The sequence below is a fragment of the Pseudomonas sp. URIL14HWK12:I5 genome (assembly GCF_900176445.1).
GTDB classification, from domain to species: domain Bacteria; phylum Pseudomonadota; class Gammaproteobacteria; order Pseudomonadales; family Pseudomonadaceae; genus Aquipseudomonas; species Aquipseudomonas monteilii.
This window is the reverse complement of record NZ_FWXQ01000006.1, coordinates 33,905-48,833: the sequence shown is the minus strand read 5'-3', so window position 1 is coordinate 48,833 and position 14,929 is coordinate 33,905. Positions and strand designations below refer to the sequence as shown.

Genomic DNA, 14,929 nt, shown 5'->3' with positions numbered 1-14,929 from the left:
CTGGGGCGGGCAACTCGTGCGGATGGGTATGGCCGGAGGTTGTGTGGCTTGAAGCGGACGGGGCAGCACGGTGGCTGCCCCAGGCACTGGCGCAACGGCGCTTCAGGTCAGGTTGAGGCGATGGATGACCTGGGCCGGATCATCCGGATCGGTGCTGGTGGTGAATCCTGCCGCCTTGGCCAGGTCGCGCATCGCCAGGTTGGCGGCTGAGTCGATCGAGTACATCTGCCGCATGCCCTTTGCCCGGGCATGATCGGTCAGGTGCTTGAGCAACAGGCGGCCCAGTCCATGGTGCTGCCAGCTGTCAAGCACCGTCACGGCGCATTCGCATTCATCCTTGCCGGCAATGGCGGCATAACGCGATATGCCCACCTCCTGCAGTTCGCCGTCCACATGGGCGAGGGCGACATAGGCGGCTTGTCGGTCCTGGTCGACCGCCATCAACTGGTCGAGCATTGCCTCACCGGGCTCCTTGATCTGGCACAGGAAGCGAAAATGCCGCGATTGCGGTGACAGCCGTTCGATGAAGGCCCTTTCGCGCTCCCGGTCCTTGGCTTGCAGCGGCCTGATCAGTACGTGGGTGCCATTGTCGAGGGCTTCGATCCAATGCTCGCCCGCAGGCTTGGGAAACGAGGGGGCGGTGTATTGACGGGAGGGTTCTGTAGGAGCCATGGCAATGATCCTCGTGGGTCGGGAATGAACAATGGAGGTTCAGTTTCGACGCTCGACCCTTCGTGGACTTGATAGTTGTCAATTGCCCCGGTCGCCGGCCGCTGTCATCTGTCAGGCGGGGAACAACAGCGGATCATCCGGGCTGGCGCAACCCTTTGTCGGACAGCCAGAAGAGGCCAGGTGAACGCGCTAATTTGTATTAATACCCGCATGTAGAACAGCGGAGGCATGATCATGTCAGGCCCTCTGGATATGGGGGCAAGGCCCCATGTGAAGTGCCTTGCGTGTTCGTTGAGCCGGCTATGCCTACCCGCCAGCCTTAGTACCGACGAAGTGGACAAGCTGGAGCGAATCGTGCGCCGTAACCGGCCTTTGAAGAAGGGCGAATATCTGTTCAAGGCCGATGAGCCCATGGAGCATGTGTACGCCCTGCGTTCAGGGGCCATCAAGAGTTTCCTGCTCGATGCCGGGGGCAACGAGCGGGTTACCGGCTTCGTCCTGCCGGGGGAGATGCTTGGGCTGGACGCTATCGGTGCCTGGCATTACCGAAGCTATGCACTGGCGCTGGAGGTTTCGCTGGTGTGTTCCATCAGGCTGGATCAGCTCGTCGACCTGTCGGGGCAGATCCCTGGCTTGCGCTACCAGCTGTTGCATATGCTGAGCCTGGGGATTCAGAGTAAGGACGAACACTTGCGTTGCTGCCATGGGCGAGCCGAGCAGCGGCTTTCGATTTTCCTGCTCGGCATGTCGGAGCGCTATCACGAACGCGGTCTGCGCGCAGACGTCTTCAACCTGCCGATGTCCCGAGGTGATATCGCCAACTACCTGGACCTTACCCTGGAAACCGTCAGCCGGTTGTTCAGCCGTTTCACCCAGGCAGGGTTCGTGAAGTGCGTCGGGCGGGAAGTTCGATTGGTCGACTTGCAAGGCCTACTGAACCTCAGCCGGCTGGAGGAGCCCACTTGAGCGCAGCCAGAACCCTGTCGTAGCGTTGGACCGGCCCATCCAGAGGGAGTTGATCCCCCCAGGTTGGCCGAGGCATATGATCGGACCGCAGCCAGATGCGCTGGGGCGAAACTCCTTTTTGCCAACACATGCGCGCCGCCTGCCGGGCCACCTGAGCCGGCGCGCAACCATAGACCGTATCTGGCTGGAACTCTTGCAATTGATGTGTCAGTTGCCGCCATCCGCTGGAGCTGTCGCGCGGCGCTTTCGCTTGCTTGTGAAGCCACGCCCGGCATTCGTTGGGCAGGCGCTCCAGCGGCAAGCCGTCGTGCAGTAACCGCACCTGCACCCAAGGCAGCCAGCAGCGGATTTCATCCAGCATGCACAGTAACGCCAATATTCCTTCACCACGTGTGATCGCCAGTAGCCGTGCGCTCTGCAAGGGCACTGGCCAGGCACTACCCAAAGGGCCTGAATACCCCAGAAGCTCGCCTGGCTGCCCCAGAGGATGTGCGCTACGGGTCGTCACCAGAAACCGCCCATCCACCCCGGGCAGGCTGACGTAGCTGCAAGGCCAGCGCTCGGTACGATTGGCCAGCAGGCAATACTGACCTGGCATCGCCTCGCTGAACTGCGCGCTGCACAGTGCAAGGCGCAGGCACTGTTGAATGCCCGGGCCCGGTAGGGTTTCAAGCAAGCGGACACTTCTGCTGTCGTCCCGCTCCATAGTCGCCTCGATCTTGTCTGGCTGTGTCGCGCAGTTTTCAGGCTAACCGCATGCCAGAGCGGGACTTTGATCAGTATCAAATCGACAAACGATGGTGGCAGCCAGGCGATTGATAAAGGTCAAACGCAAGGTTGACTGCCAGCGCAATATCGAGGCGTCTCCCAGGGAGGCATTACTCATTAGAGGAGGGCGCCATGTCCGAAGCAGCGAAGAAAGTACCTGTCACTTCCGCAACCACCCAACCTGCCAAGGTTACGCCGCCAAGTACCGAAACATCGGACTTGTGGCGCCCATTCCAGCAGTTGCGGCGTCAGATCGACAGCCTGTTCGACGATTTCGGTCGCCGGCCATTGCGCATGCCGTTCAGCCATACCCCGTTCGATGTCGAGCCATTCTGGCGTCGTGAACTGTTCAGCCATGGCATGCCGGCGATGGATATCAGCGAACTGGCCGATGAGTTTCGCATCAGCGCCGAACTGCCTGGTGTGGACGACAAGGACATCGAGATCAAGCTGGTCAATGGCAACGTTGTGATCCGCGGCGAGAAGCAGGAAGCGGTTGACGAAAAGCGCAAGGAGTACCACCTGTCAGAGCGGCACTACGGCAGCTTCGAGCGGGTCTTCCAGCTACCCCGTGAAGTAGACGTGGAAAAGATTAATGCACAGTTCGCGAAGGGCGTGCTGCTGGTGCATCTGCCCAAGCGTGCAGAAGCGATTCACCCCGAAAAAGTGATTCCTATCAAAAGCAGCAAGTGATTGACCCGACCGATTTCAGGAGCAGGGATGCTCCGTCTTCGCATCCGAACACATACGCGGGCGCGCCATCGACAAGAGGGGGCGATCATGAACGATTTTCCAGGTACCGAGGAACTCGAAGGATTGGATGCCTGCTGGCGTGCCGCGAACTACCTTACCGTTGGCCAGATCTATCTGCAGAGCAACCCCGTGCTGGCCACCCCGCTGAAGTTGGCCGACATCAAGCCCAGGTTGCTGGGGCACTGGGGCACATCACCGGGGTTGAACCTGATCTACACCCATCTGAACCGGCTGATCCGCCATTACGATCTCAACATGCTCTTCGTCACCGGCCCTGGTCATGGCGGCCCGGCCATGGTTGCCCAGGCGTATCTGGATGGCACCTATACCGAGCTGAACCCTGCGATAGAACGCAATGCGCAGAAAGCTGTACCTGATCGAGCATGGCGAAGACATGCCTGAGGTTGCAAAATGGCACTGGACGCCGCACCCAGACGCCTGAGCAGGCGCTATTTGGCTTTCCAGTATTTCTGCATTTCGAGGAACAGGAACGACGCGGTCCAGGTGATCAGCACCAGGCCTGTCAATGCTTGCAGGCCGGTGAGGTACTTGAGATGGCCGGTAGGGGCGATGTCGCCAAAGCCTATCGTGGTGTAGGTGGTGAAGGAAAAGTACACGCAATCCAGGAAGCTGCCGTCGAAGTTGCCACTGAGCGAGCCCCAGCCTTCGGCGTGAGTCATTAGGTAATACACCAGGGCGAAACACCAGACCTCCAGTGCATGGGCCAGCAGCGCGCCGAATACGCCTGCAACGATCCGGAATCGGCTCCACAGTTTCAGCCGCGGTAGCCAGTCGTTCAGGCGCAGCAGGCATTCGTAGTGGATGATCACCACTAGGATCACCACCAGCATGTTGATCAATGTGACGGTGAGCATGGTCGCTACTCGGACTGGAACGGCGTGTCATTTGGCCGCATCGACCAGATTATAGATGGCAGGCTCCTTGGCCTGCGGCAGCAGTGCCGGGAATTCTTCCGGGGTGATGGTTTCCTTGGCCAACAACAGGCGTGCCCCAGTGTCCAGGTCGGCGCGTCGTTGCTCGAGCAAGGCCCGGGCACGGGCGTAGGCGTCTTCCACCAGGCCACGAATACCCAGGTCGATTTCGCGTGCAGTCTGCTCTGAGTAGTCCTTGCGATCCTGGCGCAACAACGATTCGCCCAGGTAACTGGCCTGCTGCCGCTCCAGCACTGCCTGGCCCAGTTCCGTGCTCATGCCGAATCGGGTGATCAGCTGGCGAGCAATGTCGGTGGCGCGCCCCAGATCGTCGGCGGCCCCGGTGGACACCTGACCGAATACCAGGCTTTCAGCGGCTCGCCCGGCCATCAGTACGACAATCCGGTCGCGGAGCATTTGCGCGGCACGCTGAGGGAGATTGATAAATGTCAGGCTACGGTGGGCGGCGATGCCGATACTGGGGGTGTCTTGAGCATGCGCGAGGGCACCAACATGCAACGCTATCTGCTTGCCGGATTGTCCAGCCTGCTGCTGGCATCGGCATCGGGCTGTACCCCTTGGCACGCTGAAGAATACGACGCGCGCCTGGAGTCGGCCGAGAACAATGCGGCTACCGCCCGGTTGCGGGCCGATCAGGTGTGCTACCGCATAGACCTGGTCGAGCAGACCGCCAACGAGGCGCTGCGCAGAGCGACCCAGGCACAGGAACAGGTCCAGCAGTTGCTCCAGCAGGCCAAACGCAAGTGACCGCCATGTCACGGCGATGGCTGGATCCAAGCTTGTTGATGGTCTGCGTTCTGGCCTTGCTGCTCGGAGGGCTGGCCTATGCGGCGCAACAGCCGACCTGGGCTGCGCTGATCTGGGCCTCCGGCAACGCGATCATGGCAGCGGTGCTGGCGGGGGAAATGGCCCAGCGTCTGGCCAGGCGTGAGGCGGGCATTGACCTGATCGCGCTGATGTCGATTGGCGCGGCCCTGGCCCTTGGGCAGATGCTGGTAGGCGCAGTGGTTGCACTGATGCTTGCCACGGGCCGTGCATTGGAGACTCTCAGTTTGCGTCACGCCGAGCGCGAGTTGCGGGCACTGATCGACCGGGCCCCTCAGCGGGCCTGGATTCAAGAGCAGGATGGCTTGCGTGAGGTACCGGTGGACGAAGTCCGCGCTGGGCAGAGTGTACTGGTGCGCCTGGGTGAGATCGTGCCGGTGGATGGGTGGTTGCAATCCGAGCAGGCAACCCTGGACGAAGCTGCGCTGACTGGCGAATCGTTACCCGTTACCCGCCATGCCGGTGAGCCGGTGGCCAGTGGGGTGACCAACTCCGGTGCGCCGCTGCTGTTGCTGGCCACGCATACCGCGGCGCAAAGTACCTACGCTGGCATCGTGCGTCTGGCCGAAGCGGCACGTCAGTCACGGGCACCCTTCATGCGCCTGGCCGACCGCTATGCGCTGGCGCTGATCCCGCTGACATTGCTCATTGCTGCGCTGGCGTGGTGGGCCAGTGGCGATGTGCAGCGAGTGCTTGCCGTGCTGGTGGTCGCCACGCCTTGCCCGCTGATACTGGCAGTACCGATTGCCATCATCTCAGGTATTTCGAGGGCTGCACGGCGCAACATACTCGTGCGTGACGGCGAGGTGCTTGAAGCCTTGGCCGGCATCCGCCAGGTGTTCCTCGACAAGACCGGTACCTTGACCAGTGGTCATGCCCAGTTGCAGTCGATCGAACTGAAGGGGCAAGGCGTACCCTTGCAGATGCTGCAGTTGGCCGCTTCGTTGGCCCAGTCATCCACCCACCCGATTGCCCAGGCCATCGTTCATGCTGCCCGTCTGCGCAACCTGACGCTGACCGCTCCCGAGCAGGTGCAGGAAAGCCCCGGCCAGGGGCTTGCCGGGATTGTTCAAGGCAAGGCCGTACGCTTGGGCGCCCTGACCTACGTGCAGAACGAGAAGGACGATGGCCGGTGGGCACAGGCGCGTTTGCAGCAACTGGACTACCTGGCCAACAGTGGCAGTTTCGTGGCGGTTGACGGTGAGTTGAAAGCGGTACTGCGGCTGGCCGATGACCTGCGTCGGGAAACCCCCCAGACATTGCGCCGCCTGCGGGCGCGCGGGATCGAAAAGATCGTCATGCTCACCGGTGACCGCCCGGAAACGGCGGAAATGGTTGCGCTGGCGGCGGGTATCGACGAGCTTCGCTCGGGGCTCTCTCCAGAAGACAAGATTCGCCTGGTGCAAGACGGCTGCCGCATGGCACCCTCGCTGATGGTCGGCGATGGCATCAACGATGCGCCAGCATTGGCGGCGGCCGATGTCGGGGTTGCCATGGGCGCTTCTGGCGTCACGGCGTCTGCCCAGGCGGCCGGTGTGGTGTTGCTGGTCGATCGCCTCGATCGATTGGTCGATGCCTTGGATATCGCTCGGCACGCCGTGTACATCGCCCGGCAGGGAGTATGGGTGGGCATGAGCCTGTCGTTGCTGGCCATGCTGGTTGCAGCCGCCGGTTACCTGCCCGCGCTAATGGGGGCGGTGTTGCAGGAAGCTATCGACCTGTTGATCATCGTCAACGCCTTGCGTGCGCTGGGCCCCTTGACGGCCAGGCGTCGCAGTGGGCTTGCCGTCGAGGACCTGGATCGGTTGCAGGATGAGCATCGGCAACTGGACGGGTTGCTGACGGAGCTGAGCCAGATGGCCTGCGACTTCGCCAAACGCCCCATCGAGCAGGCGCGGGACGACCTGGGCAAACTGGTCACCGGGCTGCATGACCTTCTGGAACGCCACGAGCACGATGACGAGCGTCGTTTGTATCCGCTGCTGAGCCGCTTCATGCCCGGCGAAGATCCACTGTCGGCGATGAGCCATACCCACCGGGAAATCTTCCGACTCATCCATCTTCTTTCTTGCATGAGCCAAGATTTCAGCCGGGCGGCAGCGAGCCCGAGCCCTGATGAAATCCAGCACCAGCTGATACGCCTGGACACCTTGGCCAAGTTGCATTTCGACCAGGAAGAAGCCCTGTACCGGTACCTGGATCAACGCTGAGCGCGGTGTTCAGCGCCCTGTAGGATTGATAAAAATCAAGCACCCAACACGGTGCGGCGGGATGCTGACAACAGTTGTTTTCTGCCCTGGCCTGAACGGGAGGCAATACCATGCCCCACAGCAAAATCCTGTTTCGCTCCGCAGCGCGGGAGAAAATCCTCAGTGGTGCCACCCAGCTCGCCGATGCCGTGCGCGTTACGCTAGGGCCCAAATCGAAATCGGTACTGATGCAAAGCAGTTGGGGTAAACCGACTGTCTGCAACGATGGCGTGACCATCGCCAAGCGCGTCTATCTACAGGATCCAGAGGAAAACCTCGGCGCGCAGATGCTGCGCCAGGCGGCCGAGCGCACTGGTGAAGCGGTGGGTGATGGCACCAGTTTCGGTCGCCAGCATCCTGCTGCTGACCGAGGCAACCATGACCGATATCCCGGAAAAGCCAGCACCTTTGATGCAACCCCCAATCCCTGAGTGATCGGGCGAACTGATCATCGGAGGCTACCATGAGCCACTATCAACGCCTGTTGCTGATCCTGCGCCCGGCATTGTGCCAGTCCTGTGCCTTGGAACAGGCTGCCGCCCTGGCCAGGTCAAGTTCGGCCAGCCTGCACATCGTGGGTTTGCTGGAGTCGCTGGACAACCTCAGGTTCCTGGAGACAGGTGACACTCAGAGCGAGCGGCAGGCTTACCTGCAATCCCAGCAAGACCAGCTCGAGGCCCAGACCAAGGTGCTGCGAGCCTCGGGTGTGCAAGTGACGACGGAAGTCGCCTGGAGCAGCGATCTGCAGGCGGATATTCTCGAACACGCCCTGGAGATGCAGCCAGATGTACTGCTCAAGCAGGTCGAGCACGAACCGGCGCTCAAGCGGGCCTTCTTTACCCCGTTGGACTGGCAGTTGCTGCGCCATTGCCCGATCCCGGTCTACCTGTTGGGCGCCGCCAGACCGGCCTTGCCTCGTCAGATCGTCGCGGCGGTGGACGTGGCCGATCCATCGCCTCAGGGCCAGGCGCGCAATAACAGCATCATCCAGCAGGCCAATGCGCTGGCCTTGCAGACTGGCGCGCAACTGGACCTGCTGTTCGCCTGTGACCTGACCATGGCCTACATGGGCGACATGGGGTATGGCGCCTGGGCCATTGGCGACGTCGGCGAGTCCTTGCGCCACGCCCTGGAGGACGATTTCAAGGCGCTGGCCGACCGCTACGGTGCGCCGGCCGAACGCAGGCACTGCCTGCTGGGCCGCCCGGTCGCGGTGCTGAGTGAGTATGTCGAAACCCACCCGGTGGACGTGATCGTCATGGGCAGGCCGCTTGCCCGGGGGGTGGACCGACTGTTCGGCAGCACCACGGAGCATGTGTTGTACCAGATACCCTGCAATATCCTGGCGGTGTAGGGCCATGCGTCGGGGTTATGCGCCCCAGCCCCGGCGGTTGGCAAGCAACTCGGCGACCAGCGCGCTGGTATCGACGATATCCAGCTGCTGCAGGCATCGCACGGGCAGGCGAAAGGGCGCGATGCTGTCGGCCACCAGTACCCGTTCGAATACACCGCTGTCGAATAGCTCGCCACCAGTGGTGAACAGGCCATGGGTGGCAGCGGCCAGCATGCGGCTGGCTCCGGCCTGCCGGCAGGCCTGGGCTGCGCGCAGCAGCGTCTGCCCCGTGCTGATCAGGTCGTCGAACACGATGACAGTGCTGCCTGCCACGTCGCCCACCAGATGTTCGCCGGTCAGGCCCGCCTGCTGGCGATGCTTTTCCATCATGGCCATACATACCGGGCGCCCCAGCAGGTCCGCCAGAACCTGGCGAAACTGCTCGGCGCGTTTGATGCCGCCGATATCCGGCGACACGACCGTGACTGTCTGCTCACCGAGCAGGGGGGCTAGGTGTTGGGCGAATAGCTCGGTGCATTGCAGGTTCCAGCTCGGGATTCGGTAGGCGTTGTCGAAGGCGCTGGGGTTGTGTACGTCCAGCGCCACCACGCGGTCGACGCCGCAGCTTTCCATCAGGCAAGCTACATGGCGGGTGATGGTCGCATCCTGAAACTCCACCTTGCGGTCCTTGCGGCCATAACACAGGTAAGGCGTGACAGCCGTCACCTGGCTGGCACCGGCGTCCTTGAGCGCACCACAGAAGAACAGCAACCGGCACAGCTTGTCGTGTGCGCTGTGGTGCGCGTCGCCATAGAGCGAGTGAAAGACGATGACCGATCGACCGTCGACCGATTCGCCAGGCCAGCATTTGTGTTCTCCGTCCTCGTAGTCGCGCTCTTCATGTGCTGACAGTGTCCAGCCCAGGCGTTGCGCCACGGCATTCCCATAGGCCTGGCTGCCTCGCAGGGCGAACAGTAACGGAGTTGTGTCATTCATACCCTGAGCTCCAGAGGTCGTTCATAGCAACATAAGCTGCATGGGGCTGTGCGGTTTGACGTTTATCAAATCGAACATAGCCAGCAGACAGACACTCGGCAGGTAAGAGCATGCCAAGGCCTGCGCCCCTGTACCCTGCATGGAGAGTACGCCAATGGACAAACACCAGCAAAGCCACAAGGACAAACTGGATGGCGTGAAACCAGGCGGGTGATCGTTCAACCGTGGATTGCCAGAATGCTGGAGTGAACCTTGTACAGGGTTTGCTCTGTAGTACTGCCAACGACCTTGCTCACCCCCTCGTGGTAGAGCGTACCCATCACCACCACATCGAAGCCATGCTTGTTCGCGTAGTCGCTGACCACGTTACGGGCAGCGCCTCGCACCAGGTGCAGGTGATCTGGCTTGATGCCGTAGCGGCTGCCGAACGTCGCCATGCGCTCGCGCGCGCGACCAGATATTTCCTCTACCAGCTTGTCAGTCCAGGCCACGGGTGCGGCGGCATAGGCAACGAAGCTGGTGCTGGGTTCATAGGCCTGCAGCAGATGCAGTTGCGCCTTGCATCGCTGTGCCAGTGCCTGCGCCGATTGCAGGATGTGGTCGTTGAGCTTGTCGATCACCGGGTCGTGCTCGACAAGATCCACGGCGACAAGTATGCGCGCTGGCAGCTTGGTTTCAGCCTGGGCCACCAGGTGCATCGGGATCGGGCAACGGCGCAGCAACTGCCAGTCCAAGGGGGTGAGCAGGGCACGGCTCAAGGCGGTTTCGTGCCTGATGTCCTTGATCACCATCTCCACCCGGTGCAGTTGGGCCAGCCGGATCAAGTCCGTGAGCGGGTCTTCATCGTCCAGTGTTTCGGCGTAGGCGGTAATGCCCAGTTCGCCCAGCGCCTTCACCTGGTCGGCGAGCCAAGCCTTGCGGTGCTCGGCGTCCTGCTTGCGGGCATTGCTGCGCAGCACTTGGTCCAGTGTGGCCAGGCGTGAGGGCAGTTGACTGAGCACCACCAGGTGCAAGGTGGCGCCTGTCGTACTGGCCAGCGCCTGAGCACGCGTCAGGGCAGGCGAGGGGTGTAGGTCTGGATGGCAGATCAATAGCAGTCGCGAGTAAGCGTTCATGATGGCCTCCACGGCGATGGCAGCCTCGATGAAGGCCCACCGGTATAGGCCAAGGGTGACGCACTGAGACTTGATGGCCTTGATATTTATCAAGTGCCGCGATGCATCGGGCCATGGCATTGGCTCAAGCGTTAGGTGCCTCCTTGCACGTACTGGGCATCCACACCCCCACTGAGCCTGGCCTGCCCGAGCCAGGGCAGCAAGCTTCACAACCTTCAGCGTGGTGGTGGTCGGCGTGGTGCAGCCCAGACGCTGGGCCAAGCTGATCGGCGATACTACCGAACGGCTCGTCAATCATGCCCCGTGCAGCATTTTGACAGTCAGGCCCCCGTCAGCAGATTGATTCAGACCGTATCGCCGGCTCGGCCATGGCGAATCAATTCCACGCTGAAATCCTGGCGAATCTGCAGGTCGCGGGCGAACCAGTTGGCACAGGAGCCGGAGTCGCTGGTAATGATGGCGTGGTCCGGCAGGCGAGGGGACAGCTCATGGACCACGCGTTGCGGGTTGATCGGGTCAGCCTTGACCAGCGCGCGCTTGGCCACGGTCTTGTCCCACTGCGCACGCCAGGTTTCTACTTTGTCGCGCCGGCACCCACCAGTAGCGCAGCGGTCTGGCAGCTGGAGCCTGGTAAAAGCCGACAGGCTCGAAGGTGAACCGATAAGCCACAGGAATGCAGTGGGCCTTGCACTGGGCCAAAATTTTCCCATCACCCCAGTTTATGCAGGGCTTCTACCAATTGAGCCTTGTTCATGGTCGAACGCCCTTTGAGATCTTTGCTGCGCGCCTCCTTCATAAGGCTTTCCTTGCTTTGCGACTCCAGCGATGCGCGCGAGGTGTGTGAATGCCCCTGGCGAGACTCGGCGGCGCGTTTGGCTGAGTCCGTGCGTGCGGTCTTCTTCTCGCGCGACGGCGTCTTGCTCCCCGAGCCTCCCGGCTTTTCACCGCCACCGGAATGTTTGTTCACGGTGGCCCAGGCGCGCGCTTCGGCTTCGTCCTTGCCCACGCCCTTGTCCTCGTACGATTGCTCGATGTGCTCGGCCTTGCGTTTCTGCTTGTCCGTATACTTGTCCTTGTCACCGCGTGGCATGGCATTGACTCCTGAGTGAGTTGCTTGATCAATGGCGAAACTGAAACGCCGGGCCATGAACGGGAGATCCACCGCCATTCGGCCATTCCACCTAGCTGCCCGATCCTGCGCCTGATCCACTACCGGTTGAGCCACCGCTACCACTCGCCGGACCTGCACCGCTACCGTCCCCTCCGTTCCCGCCGGAGCCCGAGTCAGTGTCGGTACCGTCACCTCCCGTGTTGTCCGTTCCATTGTCATGGGTACCGCCATTACCCGTGCCCATGCCATCGGCTGGTGTTCCTGAGCCTGTCGCACCGCCTTGGCCGTTCATGTGCCCATTGCTGTGCGGTTGCATGCCCGGGGCACGTTGATCGTTCAGGTCTGTGGCGGCCAGGGCAAGTGGCGCCGCGCAACCCAGACACATGGCGAGCAGCAACGCGTACGTTTTTTCTGCGTTCATGGTGAAACTCCGTCTCTGGTTGTTCACCCTGTGTTCGGCCTGCCGTTTACCGAAGGGTGCCCTCAGGGCGACGGAAGGTTCTGATGCACAAAGGCCGGCTGTCCGGGTGAGGCGCGATCGCGATCGAGGGGTTGCTACGCCACTTGTCTGGCTGCAGGCACTCCTGAGCCTCGCCCGCTTCTCAAGTTCAGGTGCAGATCGGCAGTGAGGCGCGTGGTTTCATGTCCGCAACAGGTGAACTGCCAGGCCGGCCAGGGCGCAAGCGAACAGTACTTCGATCACGCCCCGCTTGAAGCGGAACAAAGCGATCGCAGCTGCAGCTGCAATAGCCGCGCAAGGCCAGTCAAGCGCTCCACCAAAGCCTTTCGGCCAAAGCACGTGGTAGCCGAAGAACATGGCGAGGTTCAGGATCACGCCCACTACGGCGGCCGTGATCCCCGTCAGCGGTGCGGTAAATTTGATCGCGTTGTGGGTCGACTCTACCAACGGTCCACCGATGAGAATGAACAAGAAAGACGGCAAAAAGGTGAACCAGGTGACGAGGCTCGCCGCGACAGCGCCAGCAAGGAATGGGTGTTCGCTCCCGAACATCGGATAGACGTAGCCACCGACGAAGCCGACGAAGGCAACCACCATGATCAGTGGCCCCGGTGTGGTTTCCCCCAAGGCGAGACCATCGATCATCTGGGTGGGTGTCAGCCACCCGTAGTGCCCTACAGCGCCTTGGTAGACATAGGGCAATACCGCGTATGCACCGCCAAAAGTCATCAGTGCGGCCTTTGTGAAGAACCAGCCCATCTGCGTCAGGGTGCCGTCCCAGCCAAATGACAGCGTCAGCAACCCCATGGGCAGTATCCACAGGCCAGCACCGACCAGCAGCAACCGTACCAGGTGCCCCCAGCTGAAACGGGCATGCTCGGGGGTTGGCGTGTCGTCATCGATCACAGCCGGGCCAAAGCTGTTCTTCGCGGCCGCATGATTGCCGCCAATGACAAACTTGCGTGGAGCGAAGCGACCACCCACATAGCCGATGATGGCGGCCATCAGCACGATCAGTGGGAACGGCACGTTATAGGCGAAGATGGCTACGAACGAGGCGCCGGCCATGGCCCACAGCCAGCCATTCTTCAAGGCCCGTGAACCAATCCGGTGGGCGGCGTGGACGACAATGGCCGTGACCGCCGGCTTGATGCCATAGAAGATCCCCGCGACTACCGGTACCTCGCCAAAGGCGATGTAGACCCACGACAAACCGATCAGGATGAACAGCGAAGGCAGCACGAACAATGCGCCGGCAATTACCCCGCCGCAGCTGCGATGCATGAGCCAACCAATATACGTGGCAAGCTGCTGAGCCTCGGGGCCGGGCAGCAACATGCAGTAGTTCAGTGCATGCAGGAATCGCTTCTCACTGATCCACCGCCGGCGCTCGACAAGCTCTTGATGCATGATCGAGATCTGTCCCGCAGGCCCGCCAAAGCTGATGAAGCCCAACTTGAGCCAGAACAGGAAGGCTTCATATGAACTGATAGACTGCTGAGTTGCTTGCGGCGGCGGCTGTTCAGTCACTGCGGGGGGCGTCTCAACCATTTTGGGCTTCCTCACTTGCGAAAGCCGTCAGCAGGCCATCAAAGATGCCTCCGGCGACCATTGTCAGTTGATCGTCATCGCCAATGCTCTCTCTCAATCCGGCGAGGACACGCTCGATACCGGATGCTTCGGAAGGTTGGTACCCCCCAACATCCAGGTAGTGGATAACACCTGCCAGGCGTGCCAAGCCTGGTTGCTGAACGGCAAAGCTCTCAATGAGGGTTTCGAAGGAAACACGGTGGCCAACGTGGCTGAACCTGGCCCCATCAAAATCGAAGCCGAGCGCATCGCTTGGGCAGTCACCGGGACTGGCCAGCCAAATGAATCGGGCGTCGGGATCGATGAAACGACGGATCAGCCAGGCACATGCCAACCGGTCTACCCATGGGCGCTTTCGCGTTGCCCATCGGCGACCTTGGTATTCCCTGCGCTCCAGATGATGGCCAGCACATCTCGCTCCACGGCTTGAAACGCTTCACGGCCCACGCTTTTTTCAGGCAGCAGGTATACGCCATCCCGCAAAACTGCGGCACCCGAGGCCTTCAGGGTTCTCCAGGCGCGCATTCGCTCGGTAGCCTTCGCCGTGGGCAAACCAAGGATCAATAGCGACCAATCAAGCATGTAGAGATCTCAACAAAAAATATTTATTTGTTTACATTATGCAAGACCCACGGAAAAGCAATGACTGAGAAACAAAAGGGAAGAAGGCAGCAATGACTGAGCAGCGTGGGCATCCGATCGGAGCGCCTGTCAGCACCCTCACGCACCGCCCATGATGCGCTGGGAGGGGGCATCGGAACAGGCATGCCGGTGCTGGTTTCTCAATGCGGCTGTTATCGTATGTCTCAAGCGCTCATTCTGGTGATGATGGAAGAGGGTCAGATTTTCGATACCGAGCGAATGAGGGCCTGGCTGGTATCTCGTCGAGAACTCATGCCCATCCCTACCATTGACCATAGCCAGGCGATATTGGCACGTTGAACGGGCCAGGACTCTACTGTGAGAAGCGCCGTGCCTTACTCGGCAGGAATGATCGAAATCTTTCCATTGCGCTCGACGATAGCGAACTTCACCTGCTCAATTTTTTCGATGCCTTGGCTGTCTCGTGCTGACTCGAGGATATCGTCCTCCGTGAGGCGCGCCCGGCGCATCCGGTGGTGAAGAAATCGCCCATCCA

Annotated in this window: 12 protein-coding genes and 6 pseudogenes; 8 read left to right on the top strand and 10 right to left on the bottom strand. The window is 61.2% G+C overall.

Annotated elements, in window-relative coordinates:
• Positions 1 to 102 precede the first annotated feature (102 nt).
• The gene (locus B9A31_RS14985; protein WP_019098253.1) at positions 103 to 672 is read right to left on the bottom strand and encodes a GNAT family N-acetyltransferase; all 570 of its coding nucleotides are present in this window, start codon (positions 670 to 672) and stop codon (positions 103 to 105) included.
• A gap of 234 nt (positions 673 to 906) precedes the next feature.
• Here B9A31_RS14985 and fnr point away from each other — a divergent pair, with 234 nt between their 5' ends.
• The 3 genes and pseudogenes from fnr to B9A31_RS14965 form a co-directional block, all read left to right on the top strand.
• On the top strand, positions 907 to 1,638 hold the full coding sequence (gene fnr / locus B9A31_RS14980; RefSeq protein ID WP_033694591.1) for a fumarate/nitrate reduction transcriptional regulator Fnr: 732 nt from the start codon (positions 907 to 909) through the stop codon (positions 1,636 to 1,638).
• Between the two features lie 900 nt (positions 1,639 to 2,538).
• Complete coding sequence (locus tag B9A31_RS14970; RefSeq protein WP_019098256.1) at positions 2,539 to 3,099, top strand: Hsp20/alpha crystallin family protein; 561 nt, start codon at positions 2,539 to 2,541, stop codon at positions 3,097 to 3,099.
• Between the two features lie 87 nt (positions 3,100 to 3,186).
• Positions 3,187 to 3,519 (top strand): annotated as a pseudogene (locus tag B9A31_RS14965) (xylulose-5-phosphate phosphoketolase); the annotation flags it as partial.
• Positions 3,520 to 3,608: 89 nt separating this feature from the next.
• Here the strand turns inward: B9A31_RS14965 and B9A31_RS14960 are convergent.
• Positions 3,609 to 4,034 carry a potassium channel family protein gene (locus tag B9A31_RS14960; protein WP_016714186.1) on the bottom strand — a complete coding sequence of 142 codons (426 nt, stop codon included), beginning with the start codon at positions 4,032 to 4,034 and terminating at the stop codon, positions 3,609 to 3,611.
• A gap of 27 nt (positions 4,035 to 4,061) precedes the next feature.
• Positions 4,062 to 4,517: pseudogene (locus B9A31_RS14955) on the bottom strand (cell division protein FtsH); the annotation flags it as partial.
• 87 nt (positions 4,518 to 4,604) lie between these two features.
• Between B9A31_RS14955 and B9A31_RS14950 the strand changes: the two are divergent.
• From B9A31_RS14950 to B9A31_RS14935, 4 genes and pseudogenes are all read left to right on the top strand, one after another.
• Positions 4,605 to 4,859, top strand: a complete 255-nt coding sequence (locus B9A31_RS14950; RefSeq protein WP_024086880.1) for a hypothetical protein — start codon at positions 4,605 to 4,607, stop codon at positions 4,857 to 4,859.
• Positions 4,860 to 4,864: 5 nt separating this feature from the next.
• On the top strand, positions 4,865 to 7,147 hold the full coding sequence (locus tag B9A31_RS14945) for a heavy metal translocating P-type ATPase (RefSeq protein WP_027615188.1): 2,283 nt from the start codon (positions 4,865 to 4,867) through the stop codon (positions 7,145 to 7,147).
• A 110-nt stretch (positions 7,148 to 7,257) separates the two neighbouring features.
• Positions 7,258 to 7,527: pseudogene (locus B9A31_RS14940) on the top strand (TCP-1/cpn60 chaperonin family protein); the annotation flags it as partial.
• A 122-nt stretch (positions 7,528 to 7,649) separates the two neighbouring features.
• Positions 7,650 to 8,540 carry a universal stress protein gene (locus B9A31_RS14935; RefSeq protein WP_027615189.1) on the top strand — a complete coding sequence of 297 codons (891 nt, stop codon included), beginning with the start codon at positions 7,650 to 7,652 and terminating at the stop codon, positions 8,538 to 8,540.
• Positions 8,541 to 8,555: 15 nt separating this feature from the next.
• On the opposite strand, the gene B9A31_RS14930 is transcribed toward B9A31_RS14935, so the two are convergent.
• On the bottom strand, positions 8,556 to 9,515 hold the full coding sequence (locus B9A31_RS14930) for a ribose-phosphate diphosphokinase (RefSeq protein WP_027615190.1): 960 nt from the start codon (positions 9,513 to 9,515) through the stop codon (positions 8,556 to 8,558).
• A gap of 218 nt (positions 9,516 to 9,733) precedes the next feature.
• Positions 9,734 to 10,723: a universal stress protein gene (locus B9A31_RS14925; RefSeq protein ID WP_027615191.1), complete on the bottom strand. Its 990-nt coding sequence runs from the start codon at positions 10,721 to 10,723 to the stop codon at positions 9,734 to 9,736.
• 127 nt (positions 10,724 to 10,850) lie between these two features.
• Between B9A31_RS14925 and B9A31_RS27760 the strand changes: the two genes are divergently transcribed.
• Positions 10,851 to 10,973, top strand: a complete 123-nt coding sequence (locus B9A31_RS27760) for a universal stress protein (RefSeq protein WP_371104868.1) — start codon at positions 10,851 to 10,853, stop codon at positions 10,971 to 10,973.
• Between the two features lie 34 nt (positions 10,974 to 11,007).
• Here B9A31_RS27760 and B9A31_RS14920 read toward each other — a convergent pair.
• The 5 genes and pseudogenes from B9A31_RS14920 to B9A31_RS14895 form a co-directional block, all read right to left on the bottom strand.
• Positions 11,008 to 11,217: pseudogene (locus B9A31_RS14920) on the bottom strand (thiamine pyrophosphate-requiring protein); the annotation flags it as partial.
• A 122-nt stretch (positions 11,218 to 11,339) separates the two neighbouring features.
• Positions 11,340 to 11,720 (bottom strand): termination factor Rho, encoded by a 381-nt coding sequence (locus tag B9A31_RS14915; protein ID WP_084297098.1) that lies wholly within the window; start codon positions 11,718 to 11,720, stop codon positions 11,340 to 11,342.
• A gap of 661 nt (positions 11,721 to 12,381) precedes the next feature.
• On the bottom strand, positions 12,382 to 13,752 hold the full coding sequence (gene chrA / locus B9A31_RS14905; RefSeq protein ID WP_019098265.1) for a chromate efflux transporter: 1,371 nt from the start codon (positions 13,750 to 13,752) through the stop codon (positions 12,382 to 12,384).
• Positions 13,745 to 14,373 (bottom strand): annotated as a pseudogene (locus B9A31_RS14900) (chromate resistance protein ChrB domain-containing protein). Before B9A31_RS14900 ends, chrA begins: the two are co-directional and overlap by 8 nt.
• Positions 14,374 to 14,768: 395 nt before the next feature.
• Positions 14,769 to 14,927 (bottom strand): annotated as a pseudogene (locus B9A31_RS14895) (YetF domain-containing protein); the annotation flags it as partial.
• Positions 14,928 to 14,929 lie beyond the last annotated feature (2 nt).

Excerpts from the sequence above, each read along its gene's own strand:
- B9A31_RS14985 (WP_019098253.1), bottom strand. The coding sequence starts at position 672 with ATGGCTCCTACAGAACCCTCCCGTCAATACACCGCCCCCTCGTTTCCC.
- fnr (WP_033694591.1), top strand. The coding sequence starts at position 907 with ATGTCAGGCCCTCTGGATATGGGGGCAAGGCCCCATGTGAAGTGCCTT.
- B9A31_RS14970 (WP_019098256.1), top strand. The coding sequence starts at position 2,539 with ATGTCCGAAGCAGCGAAGAAAGTACCTGTCACTTCCGCAACCACCCAA.
- B9A31_RS14960 (WP_016714186.1), bottom strand. The coding sequence starts at position 4,034 with ATGCTCACCGTCACATTGATCAACATGCTGGTGGTGATCCTAGTGGTG.
- B9A31_RS14950 (WP_024086880.1), top strand. The coding sequence starts at position 4,605 with ATGCAACGCTATCTGCTTGCCGGATTGTCCAGCCTGCTGCTGGCATCG.
- B9A31_RS14945 (WP_027615188.1), top strand. The coding sequence starts at position 4,865 with ATGTCACGGCGATGGCTGGATCCAAGCTTGTTGATGGTCTGCGTTCTG.
- B9A31_RS14935 (WP_027615189.1), top strand. The coding sequence starts at position 7,650 with ATGAGCCACTATCAACGCCTGTTGCTGATCCTGCGCCCGGCATTGTGC.
- B9A31_RS14930 (WP_027615190.1), bottom strand. The coding sequence starts at position 9,515 with ATGAATGACACAACTCCGTTACTGTTCGCCCTGCGAGGCAGCCAGGCC.
- B9A31_RS14915 (WP_084297098.1), bottom strand. The coding sequence starts at position 11,720 with ATGCCACGCGGTGACAAGGACAAGTATACGGACAAGCAGAAACGCAAG.
- chrA (WP_019098265.1), bottom strand. The coding sequence starts at position 13,752 with ATGGTTGAGACGCCCCCCGCAGTGACTGAACAGCCGCCGCCGCAAGCA.